General features: G+C 52.9%; 21 protein-coding genes. 18 read left to right on the top strand and 3 right to left on the bottom strand.

Annotated features, from left to right (window positions below; all coding sequences use genetic code 11):
- Positions 1 to 153 precede the first annotated feature (153 nt).
- From HKT17_RS10240 to HKT17_RS10220, 5 genes are all read left to right on the top strand, one after another.
- Positions 154 to 441, top strand: a complete 288-nt coding sequence (locus tag HKT17_RS10240) for a hypothetical protein (protein ID WP_105029516.1) — start codon at positions 154 to 156, stop codon at positions 439 to 441.
- 15 nt (positions 442 to 456) lie between these two features.
- Entirely contained in the window at positions 457 to 2064 is a 1608-nt protein-coding gene (locus tag HKT17_RS10235; RefSeq protein WP_171099856.1) for a hypothetical protein, read from the top strand.
- Between the two features lie 100 nt (positions 2065 to 2164).
- Complete coding sequence (locus HKT17_RS10230) at positions 2165 to 3253, top strand: NAD(P)H-dependent flavin oxidoreductase (RefSeq protein ID WP_171099854.1); 1089 nt, start codon at positions 2165 to 2167, stop codon at positions 3251 to 3253.
- A 118-nt stretch (positions 3254 to 3371) separates the two neighbouring features.
- On the top strand, positions 3372 to 5051 hold the full coding sequence (locus HKT17_RS10225; protein WP_171099852.1) for a GMC family oxidoreductase: 1680 nt from the start codon (positions 3372 to 3374) through the stop codon (positions 5049 to 5051).
- A 7-nt stretch (positions 5052 to 5058) separates the two neighbouring features.
- Positions 5059 to 5496 carry an acyl-CoA thioesterase gene (locus HKT17_RS10220; RefSeq protein ID WP_171099849.1) on the top strand — a complete coding sequence of 146 codons (438 nt, stop codon included), beginning with the start codon at positions 5059 to 5061 and terminating at the stop codon, positions 5494 to 5496.
- Between the two features lie 34 nt (positions 5497 to 5530).
- On the opposite strand, the gene HKT17_RS10215 is transcribed toward HKT17_RS10220, so the two are convergent.
- Positions 5531 to 6691, bottom strand: a complete 1161-nt coding sequence (locus tag HKT17_RS10215; RefSeq protein WP_171099847.1) for an alkane 1-monooxygenase — start codon at positions 6689 to 6691, stop codon at positions 5531 to 5533.
- Positions 6692 to 6824: 133 nt separating this feature from the next.
- Between HKT17_RS10215 and HKT17_RS10210 the strand changes: the two genes are divergently transcribed.
- The 6 genes from HKT17_RS10210 (at position 6825) to HKT17_RS10185 (ending at position 14477) form a co-directional block, all read left to right on the top strand.
- The gene (locus tag HKT17_RS10210; RefSeq protein WP_171099845.1) at positions 6825 to 7859 is read left to right on the top strand and encodes an AraC family transcriptional regulator; all 1035 of its coding nucleotides are present in this window, start codon (positions 6825 to 6827) and stop codon (positions 7857 to 7859) included.
- A 103-nt stretch (positions 7860 to 7962) separates the two neighbouring features.
- The gene (locus HKT17_RS10205; protein WP_240965769.1) at positions 7963 to 10002 is read left to right on the top strand and encodes an NADPH-dependent 2,4-dienoyl-CoA reductase; all 2040 of its coding nucleotides are present in this window, start codon (positions 7963 to 7965) and stop codon (positions 10000 to 10002) included.
- On the top strand, positions 9999 to 11027 hold the full coding sequence (locus HKT17_RS10200) for an AraC family transcriptional regulator (protein ID WP_171099841.1): 1029 nt from the start codon (positions 9999 to 10001) through the stop codon (positions 11025 to 11027). Before HKT17_RS10205 ends, HKT17_RS10200 begins: the two co-directional genes overlap by 4 nt.
- Before the next feature lie 70 nt (positions 11028 to 11097).
- Positions 11098 to 12270 carry an acyl-CoA dehydrogenase family protein gene (locus HKT17_RS10195; RefSeq protein ID WP_240965768.1) on the top strand — a complete coding sequence of 391 codons (1173 nt, stop codon included), beginning with the start codon at positions 11098 to 11100 and terminating at the stop codon, positions 12268 to 12270.
- A 24-nt stretch (positions 12271 to 12294) separates the two neighbouring features.
- Positions 12295 to 13176 (top strand): MaoC family dehydratase, encoded by an 882-nt coding sequence (locus HKT17_RS10190; RefSeq protein ID WP_171099839.1) that lies wholly within the window; start codon positions 12295 to 12297, stop codon positions 13174 to 13176.
- Complete coding sequence (locus tag HKT17_RS10185; RefSeq protein WP_171099837.1) at positions 13173 to 14477, top strand: thiolase family protein; 1305 nt, start codon at positions 13173 to 13175, stop codon at positions 14475 to 14477. Before HKT17_RS10190 ends, HKT17_RS10185 begins: the two co-directional genes overlap by 4 nt.
- 12 nt (positions 14478 to 14489) lie before the next feature.
- Here HKT17_RS10185 and HKT17_RS10180 read toward each other — a convergent pair whose 3' ends face one another.
- Positions 14490 to 14750, bottom strand: a complete 261-nt coding sequence (locus HKT17_RS10180; protein WP_171096837.1) for a hypothetical protein — start codon at positions 14748 to 14750, stop codon at positions 14490 to 14492.
- 173 nt (positions 14751 to 14923) lie between these two features.
- Between HKT17_RS10180 and HKT17_RS10175 the strand changes: the two genes are divergently transcribed.
- Complete coding sequence (locus tag HKT17_RS10175; RefSeq protein WP_171099835.1) at positions 14924 to 16615, top strand: AMP-binding protein; 1692 nt, start codon at positions 14924 to 14926, stop codon at positions 16613 to 16615.
- A gap of 166 nt (positions 16616 to 16781) precedes the next feature.
- Positions 16782 to 18284: a hypothetical protein gene (locus HKT17_RS10170; RefSeq protein WP_171099833.1), complete on the top strand. Its 1503-nt coding sequence runs from the start codon at positions 16782 to 16784 to the stop codon at positions 18282 to 18284.
- A gap of 58 nt (positions 18285 to 18342) precedes the next feature.
- On the opposite strand, the gene HKT17_RS10165 is transcribed toward HKT17_RS10170, so the two are convergent.
- Positions 18343 to 19203, bottom strand: coding sequence for a pirin family protein (locus HKT17_RS10165; RefSeq protein ID WP_171099831.1), 861 nt, complete (start codon positions 19201 to 19203; stop codon positions 18343 to 18345).
- A 292-nt stretch (positions 19204 to 19495) separates the two neighbouring features.
- On the opposite strand from HKT17_RS10165, the gene HKT17_RS10160 reads away from it, so the two are divergent.
- From HKT17_RS10160 to HKT17_RS10140, 5 genes are all read left to right on the top strand, one after another.
- Entirely contained in the window at positions 19496 to 20410 is a 915-nt protein-coding gene (locus HKT17_RS10160) for a metal-dependent hydrolase (RefSeq protein WP_171099828.1), read from the top strand.
- A gap of 377 nt (positions 20411 to 20787) precedes the next feature.
- A complete protein-coding gene (locus tag HKT17_RS10155; RefSeq protein ID WP_171099827.1) occupies positions 20788 to 20976 on the top strand; it encodes a hypothetical protein in 189 nt (62 codons plus the stop codon).
- Between the two features lie 56 nt (positions 20977 to 21032).
- Positions 21033 to 21248 (top strand): hypothetical protein, encoded by a 216-nt coding sequence (locus HKT17_RS10150; RefSeq protein ID WP_171099825.1) that lies wholly within the window; start codon positions 21033 to 21035, stop codon positions 21246 to 21248.
- Positions 21249 to 21352: 104 nt separating this feature from the next.
- The gene (locus HKT17_RS10145; RefSeq protein ID WP_171099823.1) at positions 21353 to 21967 is read left to right on the top strand and encodes a hypothetical protein; all 615 of its coding nucleotides are present in this window, start codon (positions 21353 to 21355) and stop codon (positions 21965 to 21967) included.
- Complete coding sequence (locus HKT17_RS10140) at positions 21964 to 22950, top strand: DUF262 domain-containing protein (protein WP_171099820.1); 987 nt, start codon at positions 21964 to 21966, stop codon at positions 22948 to 22950. Before HKT17_RS10145 ends, HKT17_RS10140 begins: the two co-directional genes overlap by 4 nt.
- The last annotated feature ends 79 nt before the right edge of the window (positions 22951 to 23029 follow it).

Genomic DNA, 23029 nt, shown 5'->3' with positions numbered 1-23029 from the left:
ATGGGTTCTTTCGTGGTTTTAATACAATTTTTACAAAAAACCCTTACATCGTGTAAGTAAAAACCTTACACATTCGGTATATTCGCTACCTAGTAATGGTTAACCAAAATTAGTTAACCCCCCCTTCAATCGGAACATCAGCAAGGAATTCACATGTCGAACGAAATGGGTTCTGTTCAAAGTATGGACACTTTGCCGGGCATGAACAGCACAGATTTGTCATTGGCCTCCACTGTAATTCCCGCTGATTTGTTCAACAGCATTGTGTCGCAAATCACGCAAATTGATCTTTCGCTATTTGGCATGAACAGCCAGTTTGATGCAGCCACTGCCGCGATTTCTCCAAGGGACTTCACTGATTTCTCGCAGTCCTCCTCTCCCATTAACTCCTCCGCAGCATTTGCAGAATCCATCGTGGTTCAAAACGCTGACTTTGCTTGATTCAAGGAAAACACCATGAACTTTGACAGCCCAGTAGTAGCCTCTGTGACCAATATCGACGGCGACGTGTTTGTGAAGCGAAACGGCATTGAAACGCCTCTTCGCGAAGACATGGTGTTGCAAGCGGGTGACGTTTTGCGCTCCACCAGCAACTCCATTGCAGTGCTCAGCATTCCAGGCACACAGCAACAAATTCCGGCATTCCTCGAAATCTCCAATGGCGGTGTGGCCACGCTGGGTTTTGACCCCGATGCAGGCCCCAACGGTCAGGTGGTGATTACATCCAATGCTGGCGATGGTTTGGGCAATGTCACCTTGGTGTCCGAGTTTGATGGAGAAAACCAGGCGGCAGTGCTGGATGGTCAGGAAGCCACCGGAGAAATGAGTGGTCTCTTTGGTGCTGGCCTGCTGGGGGCTGGCGCAGGCCTGGGTGCTCTGCCATTGGCAGGTGCAGTGGGTGCTGCAGCTGTATTTGCCGGTTCAGACGATGACAACGGCGGTGGTGGCAGCGGTGGTGGAAATCCCGGCGCCTTGCCTGCAGAAAATGCGGGTGGCCTGGCAGAAACCATCAGTGACCTGACCAACAATCTGGGTGAATTGACCGAACCCGTGCCCGTGGTGGGCGACGTGGTCGACGCCGTGGGCAATGTGATTGAATCCACTTTGGTGGGCGACAACAACGGCGGTTTGAACGGAATTTTGACAGGCTTGACCGATGGCTTGACCAGCGGGCTTGAAGCCACACCTTTGGCACCGGTGGCCAACGTGCTCGACATGGGTCTGGGCACTTTGACCGATCTGCTCGGTGTGGCCGCCAACCAGGTGAGCGGGTTCGGTGAAGGAACACCACTGGCACCCGTGTCTGATTTGGTGGCCAGCCTGTTGGGAACCACAGGCCCCAATACCGATGGTGGTGTTGGCGGCGTGGTGGGCACCGTGGTGAACGTGACTGACAGCGTCGGCCAACTGTTGGCTCCGGTGCCGGTGCTGGGCGACATTGCAGGCACTTTGGGTGGTGTGGTTGATTCAGTGGCCACGGGTAACAACGACGGTGGTTTGGCCGGTGTCCTCAGTGGTCTGGGGGGTGGCCTTCAAGAAGGTTTGGCTCCCACGCCTTTGGCCTTGATCGGAGAAGGCGGCAACACCTTGCTGAACACCGTGGGTGGTTTGTTGGGCGGCGTTGGCGATGCGGTGTCGTCGGTGGGCGCCAGCACACCCGCTGCACCAGTCACTAACCTGATCGGTGATCTCGCGGGCTCTTTGGGTGGTGATGTCAGTAATGCCTTGGGCAACATTCCATTCCTCGGCGGTGCGTTGGACAGCTTGACTGGTGGGCTCGGCGGCGGCAGTGCCTTGGGCGAAATTCCACTGTTGGGCGGCCTCTTGGAAGGTGGTGCCGATGGTGGCTTGTTGGCCGGCGTGCCTGTATTGGGCGATGTGCTTGGGGGTGATCTGCTCTCCGGCGGCGGTTTGCTTTCCGGTGGTGATGCCTTGGCGGGTATTCCAGTGGTCGGTGATCTGCTGGGTGGTTTGACCTCATCCATCAGTTCGACCAGTGGTGCTGAGGGTGGCTTGCTCGGTGGTTTGCCATTGTTGGGTGACCTGACCAAGACGCTGGGATAAATGCAGCTCAACACATACTTACAGTGCTTATCAGAATATCTCGGTTGATGTAATATTCATTGGATTGCCCGACCCGGCCCACTCGATCTACGGACAGCCCATGAAAACCCGCATCACCGAGATGTTCAACATTCAATACCCGCTGGTGTGCCCCGGCATGACCTACGTGGCCAATGCCGATCTGGTGGCTGCCACAGCCAACGCTGGTGGTCTGGGTATTCTGGCCATTGGGCATTTGACGCCCGAACAAACCCTCTCTGAAATTCGCAAGGTTCGAAGCCTGACCAACAAGCCTTTCGGCATTGGTTGCGCATTGATCATGCCGGGTGCCCGTGAAAATCTTGAAGTGGCCCTGAATGAAAAAGTACCCGTGATCAACTTCAGCCTCGGTAGCCCCGCAGATGTTTGCAAGCGTGTGCACGACTATGGCGGCAAAGTCATTGTGACTGTGGTGAATGCCAAGCATGCCTTGAAGGCCGAGCAGTCGGGCGCGGATGCCTTGTTGGTCACAGGCCATGAGGCCGCAGCGCACGGCGGCGCAGTTACATCACTGGTGCTGGTGCCTGCAATCCGGCAGGTAACCAAGCTTCCAATTATTGCAGCCGGTGGTTTTGGCACGGGCGGCGGTGTGGTCGCAGCCTTGGCTTTGGGCGCAGACGGCGTGGCCATGGGCACGCGCTGGGCCGCGTCGAAAGAAAGCCCGGTGCATGCCAACACCAAAGAACTGATTGTGAAAAAGGAAGTGGAAGACACCATTTACAGCAAGAACTTTGACAGCATTCCTTGCCGGGTCATGACCACGCCCAACTCCAAAAAAATCATGTCCAAGCCATTCAATCCGGTTCGTGCCATGTGGCGCGCCTACCTGGCTGCGCGTGAAATGAACAAGCCCCTTTCGGGAATCATCAAAGACTTATTCAAAATGGGTCTGGAGCAAACGCTCACAGTCACTTTTTACGGAGCCGCAGTGCTTCAAATCAAAAAAGCCACCATTGAGGGCAATCACACACAAGGTGTTCAGCTGATTGGTCAGGTTCAAGGCCTGGTGCAAGACGTACCCACCGTGGAAGAACTGACCCAACGTGTAATGCGAGAAGTACAGGAAGCTTTGGGGCAAGTGAATCAGTTGGCTGGAAATGCACAGAGCAGTACGCCCGCTGCACCCGAGAAGATCACCCGCATCGCTTGACCGGAATTATCAATTTTTTGTGCGCTTTGCGGTGTTTCTTTTTGCCCGGCTTCCTCTATGATCAAGTGAGAAAATCACAAAATCCGATCCAAGCGGGTTTGAAAATCAGGAGGAGCAGATGAAGACAGAGCACGACTACATTGTGGTGGGTGGTGGTTCCGGCGGTTGTGCCATGGCAGGCCGCCTCAGTGAAGACTCAGCACTCGATGTATGCCTTCTCGAAGCCGGGGGCGATGGCACCGGTAATCTGATCAATATTCCCAGCGGTGCGGTGGCCATGTTGCCCACCAAAATCAACAACTGGGCATTCGAAACTACACCGCAACCCGGCTTGAACGGTCGCAAGGGTTACCAGCCGCGTGGCAAGGCCTTGGGTGGTTCCTCGGCCATCAATGCCATGGTTTACATTCGTGGCACGGCATCGGACTACGACCGTTGGGCCAATGAAGAGGGGTGCAGCGGCTGGTCTTACAAAGACGTGCTGCCTTATTTTAAACTCAGTGAATGCAACGAGCGAATTCGCGACGCCTACCACGGCAACAGCGGCCCGTTGAATGTGGCCGATTTGCGTTCCGACAATCCCTTTCAGCAAATTTATCTGGAAGCTGGCAAGCAAGCTGGTTTCAAGATCACTGATGATTTCAACGGTGCCGACCAGGAAGGCGTTGGCATTTACCAGGTGACCCAAAAAAATGGTGAACGCTGGAGCGCAGCGCGTGCCTACCTGTTCCCGCACATGCACCGAAAAAACCTCACGGTTCACACCAAGGCCATGGTTCAACGCGTGCTGTTTGAAGGCAAGCGTGCGGTGGGTGTGGAGGTGTCCATCAACGGCCAGCTCACTGTATTGAAGGCTCGCAAAGAAATCATATTGACTGCGGGCGCCATTCAAACGCCGCAATTGTTGATGGTTTCCGGTGTGGGCGACTCTTCAGAGTTGGCACGTCATGATATCGATGTGGTTCATCACTTGCCCGGCGTGGGTAAAAACCTGCAGGATCACCCCGACTTTATTTTTGGTTATTCCACCAAAAGCCTGGACACACTGGGTTTGTCCATTCGCGGTGGTATTCGTTTGCTGCGTGAAATTTTCCGCTACCGCAAGCATCGCCGTGGTGCGCTCACCAGCAACTTCGCCGAAGGCGGCGCGTTTCTGAAAACAAGCCCCGAGTTGAAAGACCCGAACGTGCAACTGCACTTTGTGGTGGCCATGGTTGACGACCACGCCCGCAAAATGCACATGGGGCATGGCTTTTCGTGCCACGTGTGTTTGTTGCGCCCGCGCAGCCGTGGCAGCCTTACCCTGCAAGGCAACACCATGGACACGCCACCACTGATCGACATTGGCTTTTTGAAAGATCCTCGTGATCTGGATGAGCTGGTGGAGGGCTTCAAATTGACCCGAAAGATCATGCATGCGCCTGCATTGGCGAAGTTTATTGTGAAAGACAAATTCACCGAGCATGTGCGTACCGATGACGAAATTCGTGAAGTGTTGCGCAACAGGGTTGACACGGTTTACCACCCCACAGGCACGTGCAAAATGGGCACCGATTCCATGGCTGTGGTCGATCCGCAACTGCGTGTGCACGGGCTGGAAGGTTTGCGTATTGTGGACGCGTCTGCAATGCCCAGCCTGATTGGCGGCAACACCAACGGCCCGGTCATGATGATGGCTGAAAAAGCCGTGGATCTCATTCGTGGCGTGTCGCGCGTGCCCGCACTTGAACAGGCCGAGCACAATGCAAGAGCACGTCAGGAACACTTGGCGCAGGCGCTTGTTGCACAGCCGGTGTGAGTTTTCAATGAGCAAGCCTTTTGAGTTCCTATTCAGGGTGCGTTATGGCGAATGCGACGCGCAAGGCGTCGTGTTCAATGCCCGGTATGGTGACTACACCGATTTGGCAGTCACTGAATATTTGCGCGCAGCCATTGGCAGTTATCAGGAGCTAGTCCGCCTGGGTTATGAAACCCAGGTGGTGCGTTTGCTCACGGAGTGGAAAGCACCCGCGCGTTATGACGATGTGCTGTGTGCCACAGTCGAGCCCACCCATTTCGGAAACACCAGTTTTACACTCACAATTGCATTCACCAATTTGGTAAGTGGGCAGGTAATTGCCACTTCACAAGCCACTTACGTGTTGGTGTGTGCCAAAGAATTCACCAAACAAAGTATTCCTGCAGAATTAAAAAGCGCCCTGCAAGAGGGCGCTGTGGGCAAGCAGATCAATCAGGCTGGCTAAATTTGATCTGCGTATTCCCGCAGAAGAAAAACTCTTAAGCGGCCAGTGAATAACGCTGAATCACGCGTGCGCGTTTGCGCGGGTGAATGTTAATTTTTTGCGCGTTCTTGCCTGCCACTTCCAGTAACCGTGGGTTCATGATTGCAAACCACAATGGCGGTACATACGCGATCAAGAACATGCCGAAGTAGCCCGATGGCAGGCTTGGCAGTTCCGGAAAATCACGAAGCGACTGGTAGCTGCGCGCCGGGTTTGCGTGGTGGTCTGAATGGCGCTGCAACTGAAACACCACCAGGTTGGACACCAAATGGTTGCTGTTCCATGAATGGTGTGGAGCACAACGCTCGTACTCGCCATTGGGCAACTTCTGGCGCATCAAGCCGTAGTGTTCAATGTAGTTGGCGCTGGTCAACTGGAATGCTCCCCAGAAAGCCACCACGGCCAACACGGGCACCATGGGCAAGCCAAACAGGGCAAGCAGCGCGGTGTACAGCACCAGGGTCATTGCACCGGCTTGCAGCATTTCATTGCCCACACTCCAGCGGCTTTTTCCTGCGCGTTCCAGGCGTTCACTTTCGAGCTTCCAGGCGCGCTTGAAAGCACCCGGAATTTCACGCAGCATGAATTCATAAATGTGTTCACCCATGCGGGAAGTGGCCGGATCTTCGGGTGTGGCCACATCGCGGTGGTGGCCGCGGTTGTGTTCAATCGAGAAGTGACCATAACCACCCAGCGAGAGGGTGAACAGCGCCAATGCCTTGTCAAGCTTGCGTTTTTTGTGGCCCATTTCATGGCCCAGGTTCAAACCAAAACCCAGCAGTGAGCCGGTGGTAATGGCCACAGCCAGCCAGTGCAGCCAATGCAAGTCGTGCGTGGCCAGGAAGATGACGTTGAACAAAAATCCGAACGTGATAATCGGCACCAACAGGTAGGTGATCACGCGGTAGTAGGTGGTGTTTTCCAGTTGGGGCATCGCTTGCTCGGGCGGGTTTTGCTTGTCTTCGCCAAACACAAAATCAAGCACAGGCAGGCCGATGTAAAAGAAGGCCAGAAAGATCCACAGCCATTGTGTGTGGCCGGTGTACAAATACATGATCGGGCCAAGTGGTGCTGCAAAAGGCGCGATCACCGACAACAGCCACATGTATTTTTTGGGGTCTTTGTATTGTGTAGCGGGCAGGGTATTGGAAGTCATTGTTGTGCACCGGGTTGTTCAGGATGGTTTTATCTTAGGCGTGCAAGGCGATGGACAACACCGCGCAGGGTGGCATAAGATCGTCATAAAGTGACAAAACCAAAACAACAACAAACACCACGAGACAACACACTTGACCCAATCTCTGCATGAATCAGTCGCAGCCTTAAAGCCTGCCTTGCACCCTGTGTACGCGCGTTTGCTGTGCGCCGAGTTGCAGCGTCGCGGTCATTTGCCCGAAGAAATTCTGGACGGTTTGCCCCTGAACTGGCAGCAGCTTCACGAAAGCAACCAGTTCATGAGTTTTGACCAGATGCGCCAGCTGATTGAGCACGCACTCAAGCTAAGCAACTGCCCATGGCTGGGTTTGGAGGTGGGGTTGAGAACACCGGCATCGGCCCACGGCACGCTCGGTGCAGCCATGATTGCCAGCAAGAATTTGCCCAGCGCCATGTTACTGCTGCAGCGCTACGCAGGCTTGCGCCAAAACCTCGCCAATTTGAAGTTTGAACCTGAACCCGAGTTTGCCGCAGTGCTTGAAGAATGGGTTGATTTGGGCCCGGTTCGCGAGTACCTGCATTGCCAGTTGCTTGGTGGTTTGGTGCAGTTGCTCACAGCGATGACGGGGCAAGAACTGCCACAGCAACTTCGAATCGAGTGGCCGTTTGAAGCCCCGCCCTGGGCTCATGAATATCAGCGAATTGCGCAACACAACAGCTTTGGTCATGCGCAGTTGCGTGTGGTGTTGGGCAGCACTCTGGTGAACAGCCCCAGCCTGGCTGCCGATGATGAAGCCTTGCAGCGCTTGCTTCGCGATTGTGATTTGCAGTTGCAGCGCCTTCAAGCCGGCGGCACCCTGGCCCAGCGCGTGCGCATGCTGTTGCAGCAAACCGAAGGGCACATGCCCACCTTGCAAAGCATGGCTTCCAGGGAAAACCTGACCGAACGCACCTTCATGCGCCACCTGCAGGCCGAGGGCACCAGCTTTCAGCAATTGCTGGATGAAGTGCGGCAAGAACGCGCCAGCTGGTTGCTGGCCAACACCGACACCACGGTTGAAGACATCGCTTACGCGTTGGGCTACGAGGACGCATCCAATTTCAGCCGAACATTCAAACGCTGGTGCGGCCAAACCCCCAAGGAATACCGGCTGGCACATGCCGCGTGAAAGTGCATGCCACCCCTTAATTTGTTTCTAATTGACGTAATATTTGAATAACTTTGTAATGTTTTGTTGATCCAACCATCGAGGTATTGAAATGCCCGCAGTTATGCAAAATCAAGCGCACGCCAAGTTACTTGAGCCATTGAACCTGGGTTTCACTACCTTGAAAAACCGCGTCATCATGGGGTCCATGCACACCGGGCTTGAAGAAGAGCCACCAGAAAAACTGGCTGCGTTTTTCGCGCGCCGCGCACAAGGCGATGTGGGCTTGATGATCACAGGTGGCTTTGCTACATCTGAAACTGCCGTGCTGTGGCCCGGTGCTGGCCGCATGACCAGCGAGCAAGATGCAATTCGTCACCGCACCGTGACCGATGCCGTGCACGCCGCTGGTGGCAAAATTGCCATTCAATTGCTGCATGCAGGCCGCCAGGCCTACAACGTGAACATGGTGTCGGCTTCCGCAAAACAGTCCCCAATTTTTCCATTCACACCGCGTGAATTGACACCCGCTGAAATTGAACAGGAAATTGATGGCTTTGCCAATGCCGCCGCCTACGCAAAAATGGCGGGTTACGATGGTGTGGAAGTGATGGGTTCCGAGGGTTATTTGCTCAACCAGTTCCTGACCGAACGCGGCAATGAACGCACCGACGAATGGGGCGGCACTTTCGAAAAACGCATGCGCTTCCCGCTGGAAGTGGTGCGCCGTATTCGCGCCAAAGTGGGTGCGGAATTTATTATTGTGTACCGCATGTCCATGCTTGACCTTGTGCCCGATGGTCAAAGCCTTGAAGAAACCCTGCTGCTGGCCCGCGAGCTGGAAAAAGCAGGCGTCACCATTCTGAACACAGGCATTGGCTGGCACGAAGCAAAAATTCCAACCATTGCCACGCAGGTGCCACGCGGCGCATTCACCTGGGCGACCCGCAAAATCAAGGAAGTGGTGTCCATTCCTGTGGCTGCGTCGAACCGTTTGAACATGCCCGGCGATGCAGAGCGGGTTTTGCAAAATGGCGATGCCGACATGATCGCCATGGCACGCCCCTTCCTGGCCGACCCTGACTGGGTGTTGAAAACCAAAGAAGGCCGTGTGGATGAAATCAACACCTGCATTGGTTGTAACCAGGCTTGCCTTGACCACACCTTTGGCGGCAAGCGTTGCAGCTGTTTGGTGAACCCGCAGGCTTGCCACGAAACCGAGCTTGTTTTTGTGAAAACAACCGCGAAGAAAAAAGTGGCGGTAGTAGGTGCAGGCCCCGCAGGCATGTCGTTCTCCTTGACGGCTGCACAGCGCGGCCACGCGGTGACCCTGTTCGATGAGGCCAAGGAAATTGGCGGGCAGTTCAACATTGCCAAGCAAGTGCCCGGCAAGGAAGAATTCCACGAAACCATTCGTTACTTCAGCACCATGTTGAAGAAAGAAGGTGTCAATTTCCAATTGGGCAAACGCGTTAACGCCGATGATCTGAAAGACTTTGATGAAGTGGTGCTGGCCACCGGCATTATTCCCAACGTGCCCAGCCTGCCCGGTGTTGATCACCCCAAGGTGATGGGCTATCTCGATGTGTTGAAGCACGGCAAGCCGGTGGGCCAGCGTGTGGCCATTGTGGGCGGTGGCGGCATTGGTGTGGATACTGCTGAGTTTTTGACTCATCACGCAAATGAGCACGGCGTAGCGCAATCCCCCTCCACCAGCATTGAAGACTTCTGCGAATTCTGGGGCATTGACCGCGATCAAAAAGCGCGTGGTGGCATTGCAGGTGTCAAAGCCAACCCTGAAAAGGCGACACGCCAAATTACCATCTTGCAGCGCAAGCCCAAGAAAATTGCGGGCCCCGGAAAAACCACCGGCTGGATCCACCGTGCTGCGCTGGAAGCCAAGGGCGTGCGTTTGTTGTCAGGCGTGGAGTACATCGGCGTTGAGGACGCAGGCTTGCGCATTCGAACCCCCGATGGTGCAGAGCACTTGCTGGAAGTCGACAACGTGATTGTGTGTGCAGGCCAGCACCCCAACCGTGAGCTGGAAGAATCAGTTCTTGCCTTGGGCAAGCCAGTACACATTATTGGCGGTGCATTCAAGGCCGCCGAGCTGGACGCCAAGGAAGCCATCAACCAAGGTGCCCGCCTGGCCGCAACCGTGTGATTGCTCAGGACGCCAACAACAAGGTTGTTTTTCCAACAGCCTACACGCGCACATTGGCGCGTGAGCAGGGGCTAGACCACAAGGGTCAGCTTCTGCTGTTGAAAGGCACGCGCCTTGCACCGGCGGATCTGCTTGAGTTGAACAAATACATTGATGCAGAAACGCAGGCTGTGATTGTGCGCAACGCACTGCAACTCAGCGGCAACCCGGCCTTGGGTTTGCGCTGGGGGGCGAACTTGCACCTGGCTGCGCACGGGCCATTGGGCACTTTGATTGCCTCATCGCCCACCTTGGGCCACGCCTGGAAAGCCACTGAAAAGTTTCACGACATACGGGGTGGGTTTGCCCGCATGGAAGGCCACATTGCGAGCGATCACTTTGCGGTGATCATCAACATGGGCATCGCGCTGGACGAAGTGGGGCGTTTTTTTTGTGAAGCCGTGCTGGCCACCATGGTCAACCACCTGGGCATGATCATTGGCAATTCAAAGCCTGCCTTACGAGTGGAGTTGGCGTATTCTGCCCCGGCCTATGCCGATCAGTATCCTGAGTTTTTGCACGCTCCCTGTTTGTTTGGCAAACCCAAAACAAAAATCGTGATTCCCCATGGTTTGGCGCTGATGCAAAATCCCATGGCCGACCCGGAAACCCATGCCATGGCGCTGGCACGTTGCGAGCAGTTGTTGCTTGAGCAAAGGCGACCCAGCAGCTGGGCGGCCAGGGTCACCGAACTGCTGCGCAGCAACCCGGGTCAAATCTGGACCTGTGAGCAAGTGGCAAGCCACTTTCATTTGTCATCTCGCACCTTGATGCGCTACCTGCGCGATGAACACACCAGCTACCAAACCCTGCGCGATTCTGAACTGGCCCGGCAGGCCAAACTCAGCCTGCTGGTCAGCAACAACACGGTTGAATCGGTGGCACTGAGCCTGGGGTATCAAGAGGTGTCCAACTTCAGGCGTGCCTTCAAGCGCTGGTTTGGCATGTCGCCCCAAGCCTTTATCGAACAAAGCAGGGTAAATTAAGGCGGTCTGTCGCTATTTACCCTCATTGTGTCCGGCTTTGCCCTAGGCCAAATTGAATACGTGCAACAAGATGAATGCACCAGTTCAACTTGAGGCCAGAATGTTCACCCCTTATTTCAATGAAACCCACGAGGAAGCGCGCCGCAATATTCGCCGCTTTGTTGAACGTCATGTCACGCCCCACATCAACGAGTGGGAAGAGGCGGGCACCTTTCCACGCGAAATTTACAAACTGGCTGGCGATGCAGGCATTCTGGGTATCGGCTACCCCGAAGAATTTGGCGGTAATTCTGAAGGGGATTACTTCATGAGCCTGGTCGCCACCGAAGAACTGCTGCGTGCAGGCTCCGGTGGTTTTTTCTCCAGCCTGATGTCGCATGGCATTGCCTTGCCACCAATCGCCAAGTGGGCCAGCCCCGAGATGAAAGCGCGCATTGTGCCTGAAGTGTTGAGTGGCGAGAAAATCATCGCCCTGGCAGTGACTGAACCTGGCGGTGGGTCCGATGTAGCCAACCTGAAAACCCGTGCCGTGGATTGTGGCGACCACTACAAAGTGTCAGGTTCCAAAACCTACATTACCTCGGGTATTCGCGCCGACTATTACACCGTGGCCGTGCGCACGGGCGGCGATGGTTATGGCGGCATCAGCATGTTGTTGATCGAGAAAGGCACGCCCGGATTTACCACTGGCCAGCCATTGAAAAAAATGGGCTGGTGGTGTAGCGACACGGCCGAGCTGTTTTTCGACAATGTGGTGGTGCCCAAATCGAATTTGATTGGCATTGAAAACGGTGGCTTCATGATGATCATGACCAACTTCGAAAGTGAGCGCTTGGGCCTGGCCTGTTACGCCAACACCTTGTCGGAACTGGCATTCAACGAGGCCTTGAACTACGCCAAAAACCGCAGCACTTTTGGCAAACCCTTGAGCAAGCACCAGGTGATTCGCCACAAACTGGCCGACATGGCCACTCAACTGGAAGCCAGCCGTGAGTTCACTTACCGCGTGGCTGCTCGCATGCAGGCCGGCAAGCCCGCCTTGAAAGAAGTGTCCATGGCCAAAAACTTTGCCACCAAAACTTCCGACTTCATTACCTATGAAGCCGTGCAAATTTTTGGTGGCATGGGCTATATGCGCGAAAGTTTGGTGGAGCGTTTGTACCGCGACAATCGAATTGCATCCATTGGCGGTGGCACCTACGAAATCATGAATGAAATTATCGGCAAGCAGTTGGGCTTGTAAAAAGGAAAAAGGACTACACACACCATGTTGGCAGACTATCCATTGAAATACCTGGCCTTGCACTGGCCCAACATTCGATCCATGGGTTGGGCGGCCATTCGCAATGCCACGCCCATTACCCGGCCCGGTACTTTGCCGGAATTGCCCGTGCACCACAGCATGCATGTGCCTGCCTTGAACAACGAGCTGTTGGACCAATATGTGGCCTGGACAGGCGCACCTGCCAATCGCTACCGCACCGAAATGCCTGCGCACTTTTGCAGCCACTGGGCCATGCCCATGCTGGCCAAGCTGGGCAGCCTTGCGCCGTACAATTTGTTGTCGCTGCTCAACCAGGGCTTGCGCATGCAAATTCACAAGCCACTGAACCGCGATGAGGCCATCGCCTTGCGCGGCAGCTTGATGGATGTGAGCGACGATGGTGACAAAGTGCGCATTCACACCCGCGTGCAGGCCAGCAACCCCAAGGGTGAACTGGCCATGGTCATCGACAGTTACTCCACCGTGCCCCGGGCAAAACCTGCTGGCAAAAGCAAACCCGCCAAGCGTGAAGAACATGAATTCAACACCGCAGGAAACTGGGATGCCGAGGAAGAAGACGGCCTGGCCTTTGCCATGTTGACGGGCGACTTCAATCCCATTCACACCATCAAGGCGGTGGGCAAACGTACGCGGTTTAAAAGCTGCATTTTGCATGGCTTCGGGCAATTGGCTCGCACCTGGGAAGTGTTGAACAACGCCGGTTACTCCGCGGCCGATCTCGATGTGCGATGGATCAAACCACTGCCATTGCCCAATCCGGGCATGCAGGTGCAAACCAGTACAGCGAAGGACTCTGACGGCTACACCCAACTTCGTCTGGCCGCAGCAGATGGCACCTTGCACATGGTGGGGCGCTTCAAATGAAGTCAATTCGCAAAGCAGTGATTGTGGATGGTGTGCGCACTCCGTTTCTTGATTCGGGTGGTGCCTATTCCCAGCTCATGACCTATGAGCTGGGCGGCAAAGCCATTGCAGGTTTGGTGAGTAAAACCGGCCTGGATGCAAACCGCGTGAACATGGTAACCATGGGCACGGTTTTGCATGAAATTGAAACTTCCAACGTGGCGCGTGAAAGCATGTTGAGCGCTGGCTTGCCAGCCACCATTCCCGCTTACACCACCTCCATGGCTGGTTTGTCGGCCAGTGTGGGCTTTGCCAATTTGTGCGACATGATTGCCCTGGGCCGAATCGAGGTGGGCATTGCAGCAGGCGTAGAAAGTTTTTCGGATATTCCCATTCGCTATTCGCAAAAAATTCGGCGTGCAGCCATGAAGGTGCGGCAAGATTCCTCTGCCAAAAACATACTGAAAAACCTGGCCAGCCTTCGCCCAGCCGACTTGAAACCCGAAATGCCCACTGGCACCGACTTCACCACCCGCAAAACCATGGGTGTGTGCGCCGAACAAATGGTGCGCAAGTTCAAAGTAAGCCGCGAGGATTGTGATGTCTTCACTGTGCGCAGTCACCGGCTGGCCATTGAGGCACTGAACCGAGGCCACTTCGAGGGCACCATTATTCCGGTTCAGGTGTCGGGTATCAAACACCCCATTACATTGGATAACACACCCCGGAAGGACAGTAATATCCAGAAGCTGTCGACCATGCGCACCATTTTCCGAAAAGAAGGTGTCATCACCGCCGCGGGTTCATCGCGTTTTACCGATGGCTCGGCGGCCTTGCTGGTCACCAGCCTGGAGGCCGCAAACGACTTGGGATTGCAGCCCCTGGCTGAAGTGGTGGATTATCAACTGGCCGCTGTGAAAAGCCTGGAAGAAGAAATGTTGCTGGGGCCAGCGGTGTCCATTCCAGTCTTGTTGGCTAGAAACAAGTTGAGCATGGCCGACATCGATGTGTGGGAACTGCACGAAGCCTTTGCCGCGCAGGTGCTAGTCAATATTGCTTGTATGGCGCGTAGCGAATTTGCGGGTGAGTACTTCAATGGTGTAGTACCGGGCGATTTGCCTATCGACAAGCTGAACACCTGGGGTGGATCGCTTTCCCTGGGCAATCCGTTTGCAGCCACTGGCATTCGTTTGCTGACCACCGCAGCCCGCAGGTTACAGGTGGAGAACAAGCGTTACGCCGTGGTGTCCAGCTGTGCTGGGGGCGGCCTGGGCGCCGCCATACTGCTGGAGAACAAAGGGGGCGTTGAACTAAGGCGTTAACGTGGACGTGAATCAATCATCGTCATCGTCATCATCGTCGCGGTCGTCCCAATCGTCGTCGTCATCATCATCGCGGTCGTCCCAATCGTCGTCGTCGCCCCACACCCGGCGGTCGTCATAGCGGTCGAATCCAATGGCGGCATAGGCTGACGGAATCAGGATGTTGATGTCGATGGTGGGGCCATGACTGCGGCGGTAATCATCGCCAGCCTGGGCCAATTGGGAAAAGGCAAGAGTGGTGCCCAAAGCGATGATGGAAATAAGCGTTTTCATTGAGTACTCCTGATGAAAATAGGCTGTAGGACTTTTTTGAAGCAATGTCATCGTTTAACTCTTGGTGACCTTGGCAGGTTGACAAAATGAATGTGAAATTTCCATGAAGCGGCCAGCGTGCTGATATTCTTGTATCAACTTAAAAGAACAGAAAAAATTCGGGAGACAAACAAATGAGCGCAGCGCAGTACGAAAAATTCGAAACCCTGCTGGATTGCATGGACCATTGGGCAGCCACACAACCCAACAAGGTTTACTTCACCCAGCCATTCTCGGCCGAGAAAACCGTGGACTACACTTGGGCCCAGGTGGCTGACCAGGTTAACTGCATGGCGGCTTATTTGCAGTCGCTGAACCTGCCTGAAAAAACCCACATTGGTATTTTGGGCAAGAACAGCGCGCACTGGATCATGGCCGACCTGGCCATTTGGCGGGCAGGGCACGTGTCCATTCCCTTGTACCCCACACTGAACGCTGAAACCGCAGAATACGTGCTGGACAACAGCGACTCAAAAATGATTTTCATCGGCAAGATGGACGAGCTGTGGCGCGTGGTCGAGAAGGGCATTCCCACCAGCATGCCCACCATCACTTTGCCCTTGGCACCTGAACTGAAGCATGCCAAGAAATGGGACGACATTGTGGCCGCCACCGCACCCACACAAAACCCGGTCAAGCGCAGCAAAGACGAAATGGCCACCATGCTGTACACATCTGGCAGTACTGGTAAGCCCAAGGGCGTGATGATTTCGTTCAACGCCATGATCAGCGCACTGCGCGGCACCTCGAAGGTGATGAGCTTCAGCAACACCGACCGCATGATCTCCTACCTGCCGCTGGCCCACGCCGCCGAGCGCGCCATTCTGGAAACCGGCTCGCTGTTTTATGGCTTCCATGTGTACTTCTCGTTCGGGCTCGACAGCTTCATTCAAGATTTGCAACGCGCACGGCCCACCTTGTTTTTCTCGGTGCCCCGTTTGTGGACCAAGTTTTACAACGGTATTTGCGGAAAAATTCCGCTGGGTGTGCAGCAAGTTATTTTCCGAATTCCGATTCTTTCCGGTTTATTCAAAAAGTTCTTGCTGAAAAAACTGGGCTTGTCTGAAGTTCGCATGGCGCTCAGTGGCTCGGCACCCTTGGCCCCCGCGCTAATGTCTTGGTACCGCAACCTGGGCCTTGATTTGCTCGAAGGCTACGCCATGAGCGAGAACTTTGCCTACTCCCATTGCAGCCTGCCCGGCAAGGTGCGTGTGGGCTACGTGGGCAACACCTACCCCGGCGTGGAATGCAAAATTTCCGAAGTGGGTGAGGTGCTGGTGAAAAGCCCCTGCAACATGATGGGCTATTACAAAAATCCGGAACTGACTGCAGAGTCTTACACCGCCGACGGTTTTCTGAAAACCGGCGACATGGGCGTGATCGACGAGCAAGGCCGCTTGAAAATTACGGGCCGCGTGAAAGAATTGTTCAAAACCAGCAAGGGCAAATACATTGCGCCCGTGCCCATTGAAAACCGCTTGAACGGCCATGAATTGATCGAGGCTGTGTGTGTAACAGGCCCCTCGTTTTCACAACCTTTTGCGCTGGTCATGTTGCCCCTTGAGGAACACAAACAAGTGGAGCAAAACCCCAATGAAGCGGCACGGGTTGAAAGTGAAATGACCGAGCTGCTGAACCATGTGAATGGCCAGCTTGAAGCCCATGAAAAATTGAGCTGCATTGTGGTGGTAAAAGACCTGTGGAGCATGGAAAACGGCTTCCTCACCCCTACCATGAAAATCAAGCGCAATGTGATCGAGGAGAACTATCTGCCCAAGGCAGAAGCCTGGGTGAAAATGAAAAAACCAGTGGTGATTGAGCAGTAAACGAGTTGCAAGTCGGCATTCTTACAGGCCCCAATTTGAGTGGGTGGTAGGCAGTAAATTGCTTCGATATTCTTCGGTAGTTAACACCTGTTTGTACTAATTAACGGTGTGTTAACTATCTGTTTAATAAGTTGAAACAATTGGCCTACTAAAAAAGGGGTGTTGTATGAGTTTGAATCGGTTTTTCGGTGCCAGCATTTTAAGCTTGGCGATATTGGCGGGCTGCGGCGGCGGTGGTGATGGCACTGCGCCAGCAACAGGTGGCGGCGGCGGTGGTGGCGGTACTACCACGTCTGGCCAGCTTACCAATTCACCAATCGATGGTGTCAGCTACAGCGCAGCACCAAGCGGATTGACAGGCACCACCATGAACGGTGGCATGTTCAATTTCCAGGCAGGTGACACAGTTACCTTTAATATCGCCGGCTTGCAAATTGCAGTGCCAGGTGGCGCACGCATTACACCCCAAACAATCGCTGAAGAGTTGGCTGATGGCAATGCAACAACGCAAGCCAATATTCTGGCCAACCTCACCACGTTTTTCCAGACCATAGACAGCGATGGCAACGCCGAGAACGGCTCCGTGACCATTCCTGACAATATTGAGTTCGCGAACGCTGCTGATCTCTTGAACAACCTGGAAATGGCGCCAGCGGACTTTGCCATGGCATTCCAGACAGCGATTGAGGGCGCATATCCAGAAGGTAGCGAGCCCACAGTCGTTGATTCAACAGAGGCCATGCTTCGCTTCTACAGAAACGAACTGCAAGGCAACTGGCGTTTGGTCAGCGCTACAGGTGGTGGCGAAACGATTGCCAGCGATGCCAACTACCAGGTTTTGTTGAGCTTTGACGTTGGTAATACGAACGCAGCAAATGACGGTGTTGTGAATTCGTTTGTGTTCTCCGAATTCGACATCAGCGATCCTGCCGATGAGTTTTCATTTGTTGGCGTGGGTACTACGAACTACAACAGTGAAACTGCTGAATTTCAGTTCACCAGCTTGCCGCGCGCTTTGGTTCCCGATTTCACAAGCCCACCCGGTACCAACAACTCTTCGACTGAAAGTGATCCATTTTTGTACTCTTCAAAAGTTGCGCTTGACGGCACACAACTGGTACTCACTTTGGTCGAACAGGGCATCACGATCGTTGCCACTTTCGAGCGCTTCAACAACGTGAAGGACAGCCTGATCGGAACCTGGTACGAAGTACTTCCGCCCGAATTTTCAACCGGTGGACCTACCACTGTCGCCGCGCCTGCTGAAAATGGCAGTGTGGATTTCGGCGATGATGTGGCATCCGTGTTTTACTACTTCCTGTCCAATTCGCGCGTTATGTTGGTGTTCACCGATCTGCCCGCGGTTGACAACGGAGAAGAGGCCAACGGCGTGATTGTGGCCGACTACACACTGGCGAATGGTCGGTTGACCTTCACCAATGTGTTGCTTGATTCGGTGAGTGACGTCTCAGCACCCGATCCTGCTGTGGGTGATGGCGACTTTGTCACTGTGGCTGCTGCAACCTTGAACGACACCAAGCGCATCTTGACTGAAGGCGACACCAGCAATGAGCAGGAAACCTATGAAATCTATCGAATCCTGTCTTTGAGCGAACGTGTGGGTGCCTTTGAGCAAGCAGCCCCTGCCGAGGCTGTTGAAGCGAGATAATTCGCCTTAATTGCCAACGTAGTTGAAATAAAAAAGCCCGGATTTCTCCGGGCTTTTTTTACGCCAGCGTACCTTCCCTGAAATCTTGCAAGGCCTGCCGAATTTCCTGTTCAGTGTTCATCACAAACGGGCCGTATTGCGCAATTGGCTCATTCAGTGGCTTGCCCGCAATTAGCAGGGCCTTGGCATCGGCGCTGGCTTCAATCACCACGCCATCGCCTTCGTTCTTCAAAATCGCCATGCGTTTGTCGCCCACCACTTGGCCGCCCACCTTCACTTCGCCTCGGTAAACAAACACCACCGCATTGTGTTGCGCAGGCAGTTCTTGTACAAAACGCGAACCCGCAGGCAAATGCAAATCAAGGTACAAAGGCTGCGTGCCTTCGCGGCTTACCGCACCTTCCACGCCATGGCTGTTGCCTGCAATCACGGTAACCGCAACACCATCGGCGGTTTTAAACTGGGGCAGGTCGTTGTTTTTGAAATCGCGATACCAGGGCGTGCACATTTTGTCTTTCGCGGGCAGGTTCAACCACAGCTGAAAACCTTCCATCACGCCTTCTTCCTGTTGCGGAATTTCACTGTGAAACACACCGCGCCCGGCCGTCATCCACTGCACACCGCCGTTTTCCAGCAAGCCTTTGTTGCCCTTGCTGTCCTCGTGCAACATGCGCCCGGCAATCATGTAAGTGATGGTTTCAAACCCACGGTGCGGGTGGTTCGGAAAGCCCGCAATGTAATCGTTGGGGTTGTCGCTGCCAAAGTTGTCCAGCATCAGAAATGGGTCTAGTCTGCGCTGCAGGTTTTGCGTAATCACACGGGTCAGCTTCACCCCAGCGCCATCGCTGGTGGCTTGGCCCACCACAATGTGTTCTACGGTGCGCGGCTGTTGTACAGAAATTGGTTTTGGCGCGTTCATAAATACCTCTCAATGAACTGATGAATACTTCGATTTTACCGCACGCCACAAGGTGCGGAAGGCCTTGTGGAACAAACACTTCCAGTAAAAGAACCTGGTTTCATATTGCACTGCAAAATAATTTATGCAATTGAATCAATGGTTTGCGGTGTTTCCAAAAACAAACGCTCGTTTGAAATTTAGAGTGTTTTTCTAACGTTTACAGTTGTTAATGACGAGAATGATTGATACATTGAGCAATGTAATCGTTAGTACCAAAGTATAAAAATAGCTGCAACCAAAGGAGTACACCATGAAAGTCATTCCAGTGCGCCGTGACGTCAAAATCAATCTTGACGAGTCCCGCATCAACAACTGGCACGAAGCCGGTGAGCACGTCACCCATTTCTTCAACGCTCTGTCGGTGTTGTTCCCCGCAGGCGAGCGTTTGTTCATGGACTCCGTGCGCGCCTACAAAGACCAGGTGACCGACCCCGAACTGAAACAAGCCATCACTGCATTCATCGGCCAGGAAGCGCTGCACAGCCGCGAGCATGAGGAATATAACGAGATGATGGACCGCAGTGGTGTGCCCGCTTTGAAGCTGGACAAAATGCTGTGGAAACTGCTGGGTGGTTTGCAAAAAGGCCTGGGCAAAAAATTATCCTTGGCTGGCACCATTGCGCTTGAACATTACACCGCCATCATGGCCGACGCCGTGTTGAAAGATCCAAAAGTAACCGGCGAGAAATCGGACGAAGGTTTCAAGCAAATGTGGCAGTGGCACGCATACGAAGAAACCGAACACAAAGCCGTGGCCTACGACGTGTGGAACACCGTGGTTCCCGACAACGTTTACAACCGCTTTATTCGCCGCTTCGGCATGGTGTTGGCCACCGTTATTTTCTGGCCAGTTATTATGTACTTCCATGCACGCCTGGTGTTCGCCGACCCCAACACCAAGGGCAAGCACCTGCAAGGCTACAAAGCCGTTGCCAAAATGTTGCTGGGTAAGGAAGGCATTTTCCGCAACGCGATGAGCGACTTCTTCGACTACTTCCGCGCCGACTTCCACCCCTGGGATCATGACAACAGCCACTTCATGAAAGAGATCGACGTTTTCGTGGAGAAGGTCAACCAAGCCATGCGCAACCCCAACCCGGAAGTGAAAAAAGCAGTGCGTGCACGCATGAGCAAAGCTGTGACCAAGGCGCCAGTTGCTGCATAAAAACAATAATTTTTTCTTTCTGAAAACCGGATCATTCGTAGCGGGGTGGTCCGGTTTTTTTATTTCCGCGAGTTTTTTAGTTCAGTTACACCGCCCTTCAAATGAGGGGGAGGTAGGTGATGCTATTCGGCGGAGAGTAAAGCTGGGTGCGGGTTGTAGGGGTTGATTATTTATTAAGCAGTGGGGTGAGGGGAGTGGATTGCTTGCTGTTGTATGACAATTAATTTAGTTTATGTACTAATTAATTTACATGCCTTACAAGAGCAGGCTTTGGTGGTGGCCTGCGGTAGCTATGGTGAGGTGCGGTTTTCTCAGGGGTGATGTTCGGATAGATGGATATCGCCGTTGTTGTTCGATAAAACTAGTTAGATCTCATCATGGCACTCACTTTTGGGTTCAATACTGCACGCGATCTCCTCAGCAAGCTGGAGCGCGACGCTACCTTGCTCCTCGACGAGTCGCTCACGGGAGACCGCTTCATGAATTTTGTCCTGACGGGCTACGCGCTCATAGACTGGATCAAGACGATCCTGCCGTCCCGGGTGCCGCTAAGCAGCGCTCCGTAGTTCAAGCCCTCTGTGCGGACCGCACTTTAAAGGTCTGTGGCGATCTAGCGAATTCGGTGAAGCACTTCACCCTCACTTCACGAACGCCCATTACCAAAGGCGCGGATACTGAGAGTGGTTTCGATGGCGGACGCTACGGTATGGGCGGCTATGGCGAAGGGGAGGAGGAGATCGTGATCACCTTGGATGACGGCACGGTGTTGAACTTACTCGATTTTGTTCAGGACGTTCTCACCGTTTGGAAAACCTTCTTCGTGGCGCACGCGCCATGAGTGCTAACAGGTCGGTCGACTCGGACACGTTGCGGCCCCTTACCGTAACGCGCCGGTCACCTTTGCGTCAAGAAGCAAGCCGATTCAACACCTAGGATATATTGATGGATTTAGAAGAGTTTAATTCTGAACTTGTATCAAAAAATGACGATGAATCTGTGCTGGATTTTTGTCGGAAGCATGTGTTGCACGGCACGCCATATATATTCAGTGCGCGGGACGAAGAGTTCTATGAGTTTAGGAAGAGAATCGCCAATAAATATTGCATACCATTTCACGAAATATATATTACAGGGTCTGCAAAGTTAGGATTTAGCCCTTTAAAAAAGAAGCAGTTTGATTACGACTCAGACATTGATGTAGCTCTCGTGTCACCTAGTCTATTTGAACAAATGATGTTGAGTGTGGCTGAATATCAAATGATGATTCGAAAGAATCGAGCTGTTGTCCATGTCAGAGAGATTGAGTTGTATCATTCATTTTTAGAATATGTTGCTCTTGGTTGGATTCGACCAGACAAATTACCTATTTCATTCCAGATGAAAGCGATAAAAGACGATTGGTTTGAATTCTTCAGGAGCATATCCGATGGTAAGTCAGAGGTTGGAAATTATCGTGTAAATGCTGGCGTTTTCAAGAGCTACAGCCACCTAGAAAATTATACGCTCTCGGGTATAAAAGATATTAAAAGATCCAAGGATCTGAGGAAGAATCAATGACTACACAGATCAAGCCGTCTGTAACCAATCCGACCATAGCAGACATCTATGAAAAAATAGATACAAATCGGTTGGAGTTGACCCCAGATTTCCAGCGAAAATTTGTCTGGACTCATGAACACCAAGAAGAGTTTCTGGATACTATCCTGCATGGGTTTCCATTCCCTGAAATCTATGTTTGCCAGGGCGTAACTGATACTAAAAAACTTAGAACTACGCAAAAAGTAATAGATGGGCAGCAGCGCTTAACTACGATTAAAAAATATATAGAAAACGACTTCAAAAAGGAACTTAAGATTGTTCCTAGCTTCGATAAGCTTACTGAAGAGCAGCGCGAGGATTTTCTATCGTATCAAATCGTTGTTCGTGATATTGGAAAAGTTGATGATAATTTAGTGAGAGAGATATTTCGGCGTATAAATCTCACAAAATTTAAGCTTGATGATATTGAAATTCATAACGCGATTTATGATGGCAAGTTTATACAAGTTGCGAAAGAACTAGCAGATGAAGTAGAGCTAGATGCTTTCGGTGTTTTCCATGAATCTGAATTCACTAGAATGGCCGATGTGCATTTCTTCTTGCAAGTCATGTCAACATTGGTGCGAGGAGGATATTATCCTCGTGATACGGAGGTTGAAAAGTGTGTGGCAGAGTTTAATGATGAATTTTCGGATTCACATAAAATAAAGGCTCAGATTCTTAATGCAATTTCAGTGATTCAGAGGTTGGGGCTGAATATAGATTCAATTTGGTTTAGAAAATCATGCTTTTTCACGCTTGTCGTAGAGCTTTGTTTGGTAGAGTATGTACCCAATGATTTCGTGGAACGTCTGAATACATTTGATGCTAATGTTCTTAGCAGCAAGAATCTAAAAGAAACTGATCATGGCCTCTTCTATCATTCAATGTATTCGGGTACGAATGACAGAAAAGCGCGTGTTAATAGGGCAAATTTATTCAAAAAATATATGCTGTCATAGTGGCTTCTAACAAAGTGCTGCTAGGGACAAATCTACGCTTCGCTTCGGTTTGCCTCAGAGCACGGTGTTGTGCAAATAT

It is taken from the genome of Limnobacter sp. SAORIC-580 (assembly GCF_013004065.1).
GTDB lineage: Bacteria > Pseudomonadota > Gammaproteobacteria > Burkholderiales > Burkholderiaceae_B > Limnobacter > Limnobacter profundi.
This window is presented reverse-complemented; position numbering and strand designations above follow the sequence as displayed.

Excerpts from the sequence above, each read along its gene's own strand:
- HKT17_RS10175 (WP_171099835.1), top strand. The coding sequence starts at position 14,924 with ATGAGCGCAGCGCAGTACGAAAAATTCGAAACCCTGCTGGATTGCATG.
- HKT17_RS10215 (WP_171099847.1), bottom strand. The coding sequence starts at position 6,691 with ATGACTTCCAATACCCTGCCCGCTACACAATACAAAGACCCCAAAAAA.
- HKT17_RS10195 (WP_240965768.1), top strand. The coding sequence starts at position 11,098 with ATGAATGCACCAGTTCAACTTGAGGCCAGAATGTTCACCCCTTATTTC.
- HKT17_RS10140 (WP_171099820.1), top strand. The coding sequence starts at position 21,964 with ATGACTACACAGATCAAGCCGTCTGTAACCAATCCGACCATAGCAGAC.
- HKT17_RS10205 (WP_240965769.1), top strand. The coding sequence starts at position 7,963 with ATGCAAAATCAAGCGCACGCCAAGTTACTTGAGCCATTGAACCTGGGT.
- HKT17_RS10155 (WP_171099827.1), top strand. The coding sequence starts at position 20,788 with ATGGCACTCACTTTTGGGTTCAATACTGCACGCGATCTCCTCAGCAAG.
- HKT17_RS10185 (WP_171099837.1), top strand. The coding sequence starts at position 13,173 with ATGAAGTCAATTCGCAAAGCAGTGATTGTGGATGGTGTGCGCACTCCG.
- HKT17_RS10170 (WP_171099833.1), top strand. The coding sequence starts at position 16,782 with ATGAGTTTGAATCGGTTTTTCGGTGCCAGCATTTTAAGCTTGGCGATA.
- HKT17_RS10190 (WP_171099839.1), top strand. The coding sequence starts at position 12,295 with ATGTTGGCAGACTATCCATTGAAATACCTGGCCTTGCACTGGCCCAAC.
- HKT17_RS10220 (WP_171099849.1), top strand. The coding sequence starts at position 5,059 with ATGAGCAAGCCTTTTGAGTTCCTATTCAGGGTGCGTTATGGCGAATGC.
- HKT17_RS10225 (WP_171099852.1), top strand. The coding sequence starts at position 3,372 with ATGAAGACAGAGCACGACTACATTGTGGTGGGTGGTGGTTCCGGCGGT.
- HKT17_RS10235 (WP_171099856.1), top strand. The coding sequence starts at position 457 with ATGAACTTTGACAGCCCAGTAGTAGCCTCTGTGACCAATATCGACGGC.
- HKT17_RS10230 (WP_171099854.1), top strand. The coding sequence starts at position 2,165 with ATGAAAACCCGCATCACCGAGATGTTCAACATTCAATACCCGCTGGTG.
- HKT17_RS10145 (WP_171099823.1), top strand. The coding sequence starts at position 21,353 with ATGGATTTAGAAGAGTTTAATTCTGAACTTGTATCAAAAAATGACGAT.
- HKT17_RS10165 (WP_171099831.1), bottom strand. The coding sequence starts at position 19,203 with ATGAACGCGCCAAAACCAATTTCTGTACAACAGCCGCGCACCGTAGAA.
- HKT17_RS10240 (WP_105029516.1), top strand. The coding sequence starts at position 154 with ATGTCGAACGAAATGGGTTCTGTTCAAAGTATGGACACTTTGCCGGGC.
- HKT17_RS10160 (WP_171099828.1), top strand. The coding sequence starts at position 19,496 with ATGAAAGTCATTCCAGTGCGCCGTGACGTCAAAATCAATCTTGACGAG.
- HKT17_RS10180 (WP_171096837.1), bottom strand. The coding sequence starts at position 14,750 with ATGAAAACGCTTATTTCCATCATCGCTTTGGGCACCACTCTTGCCTTT.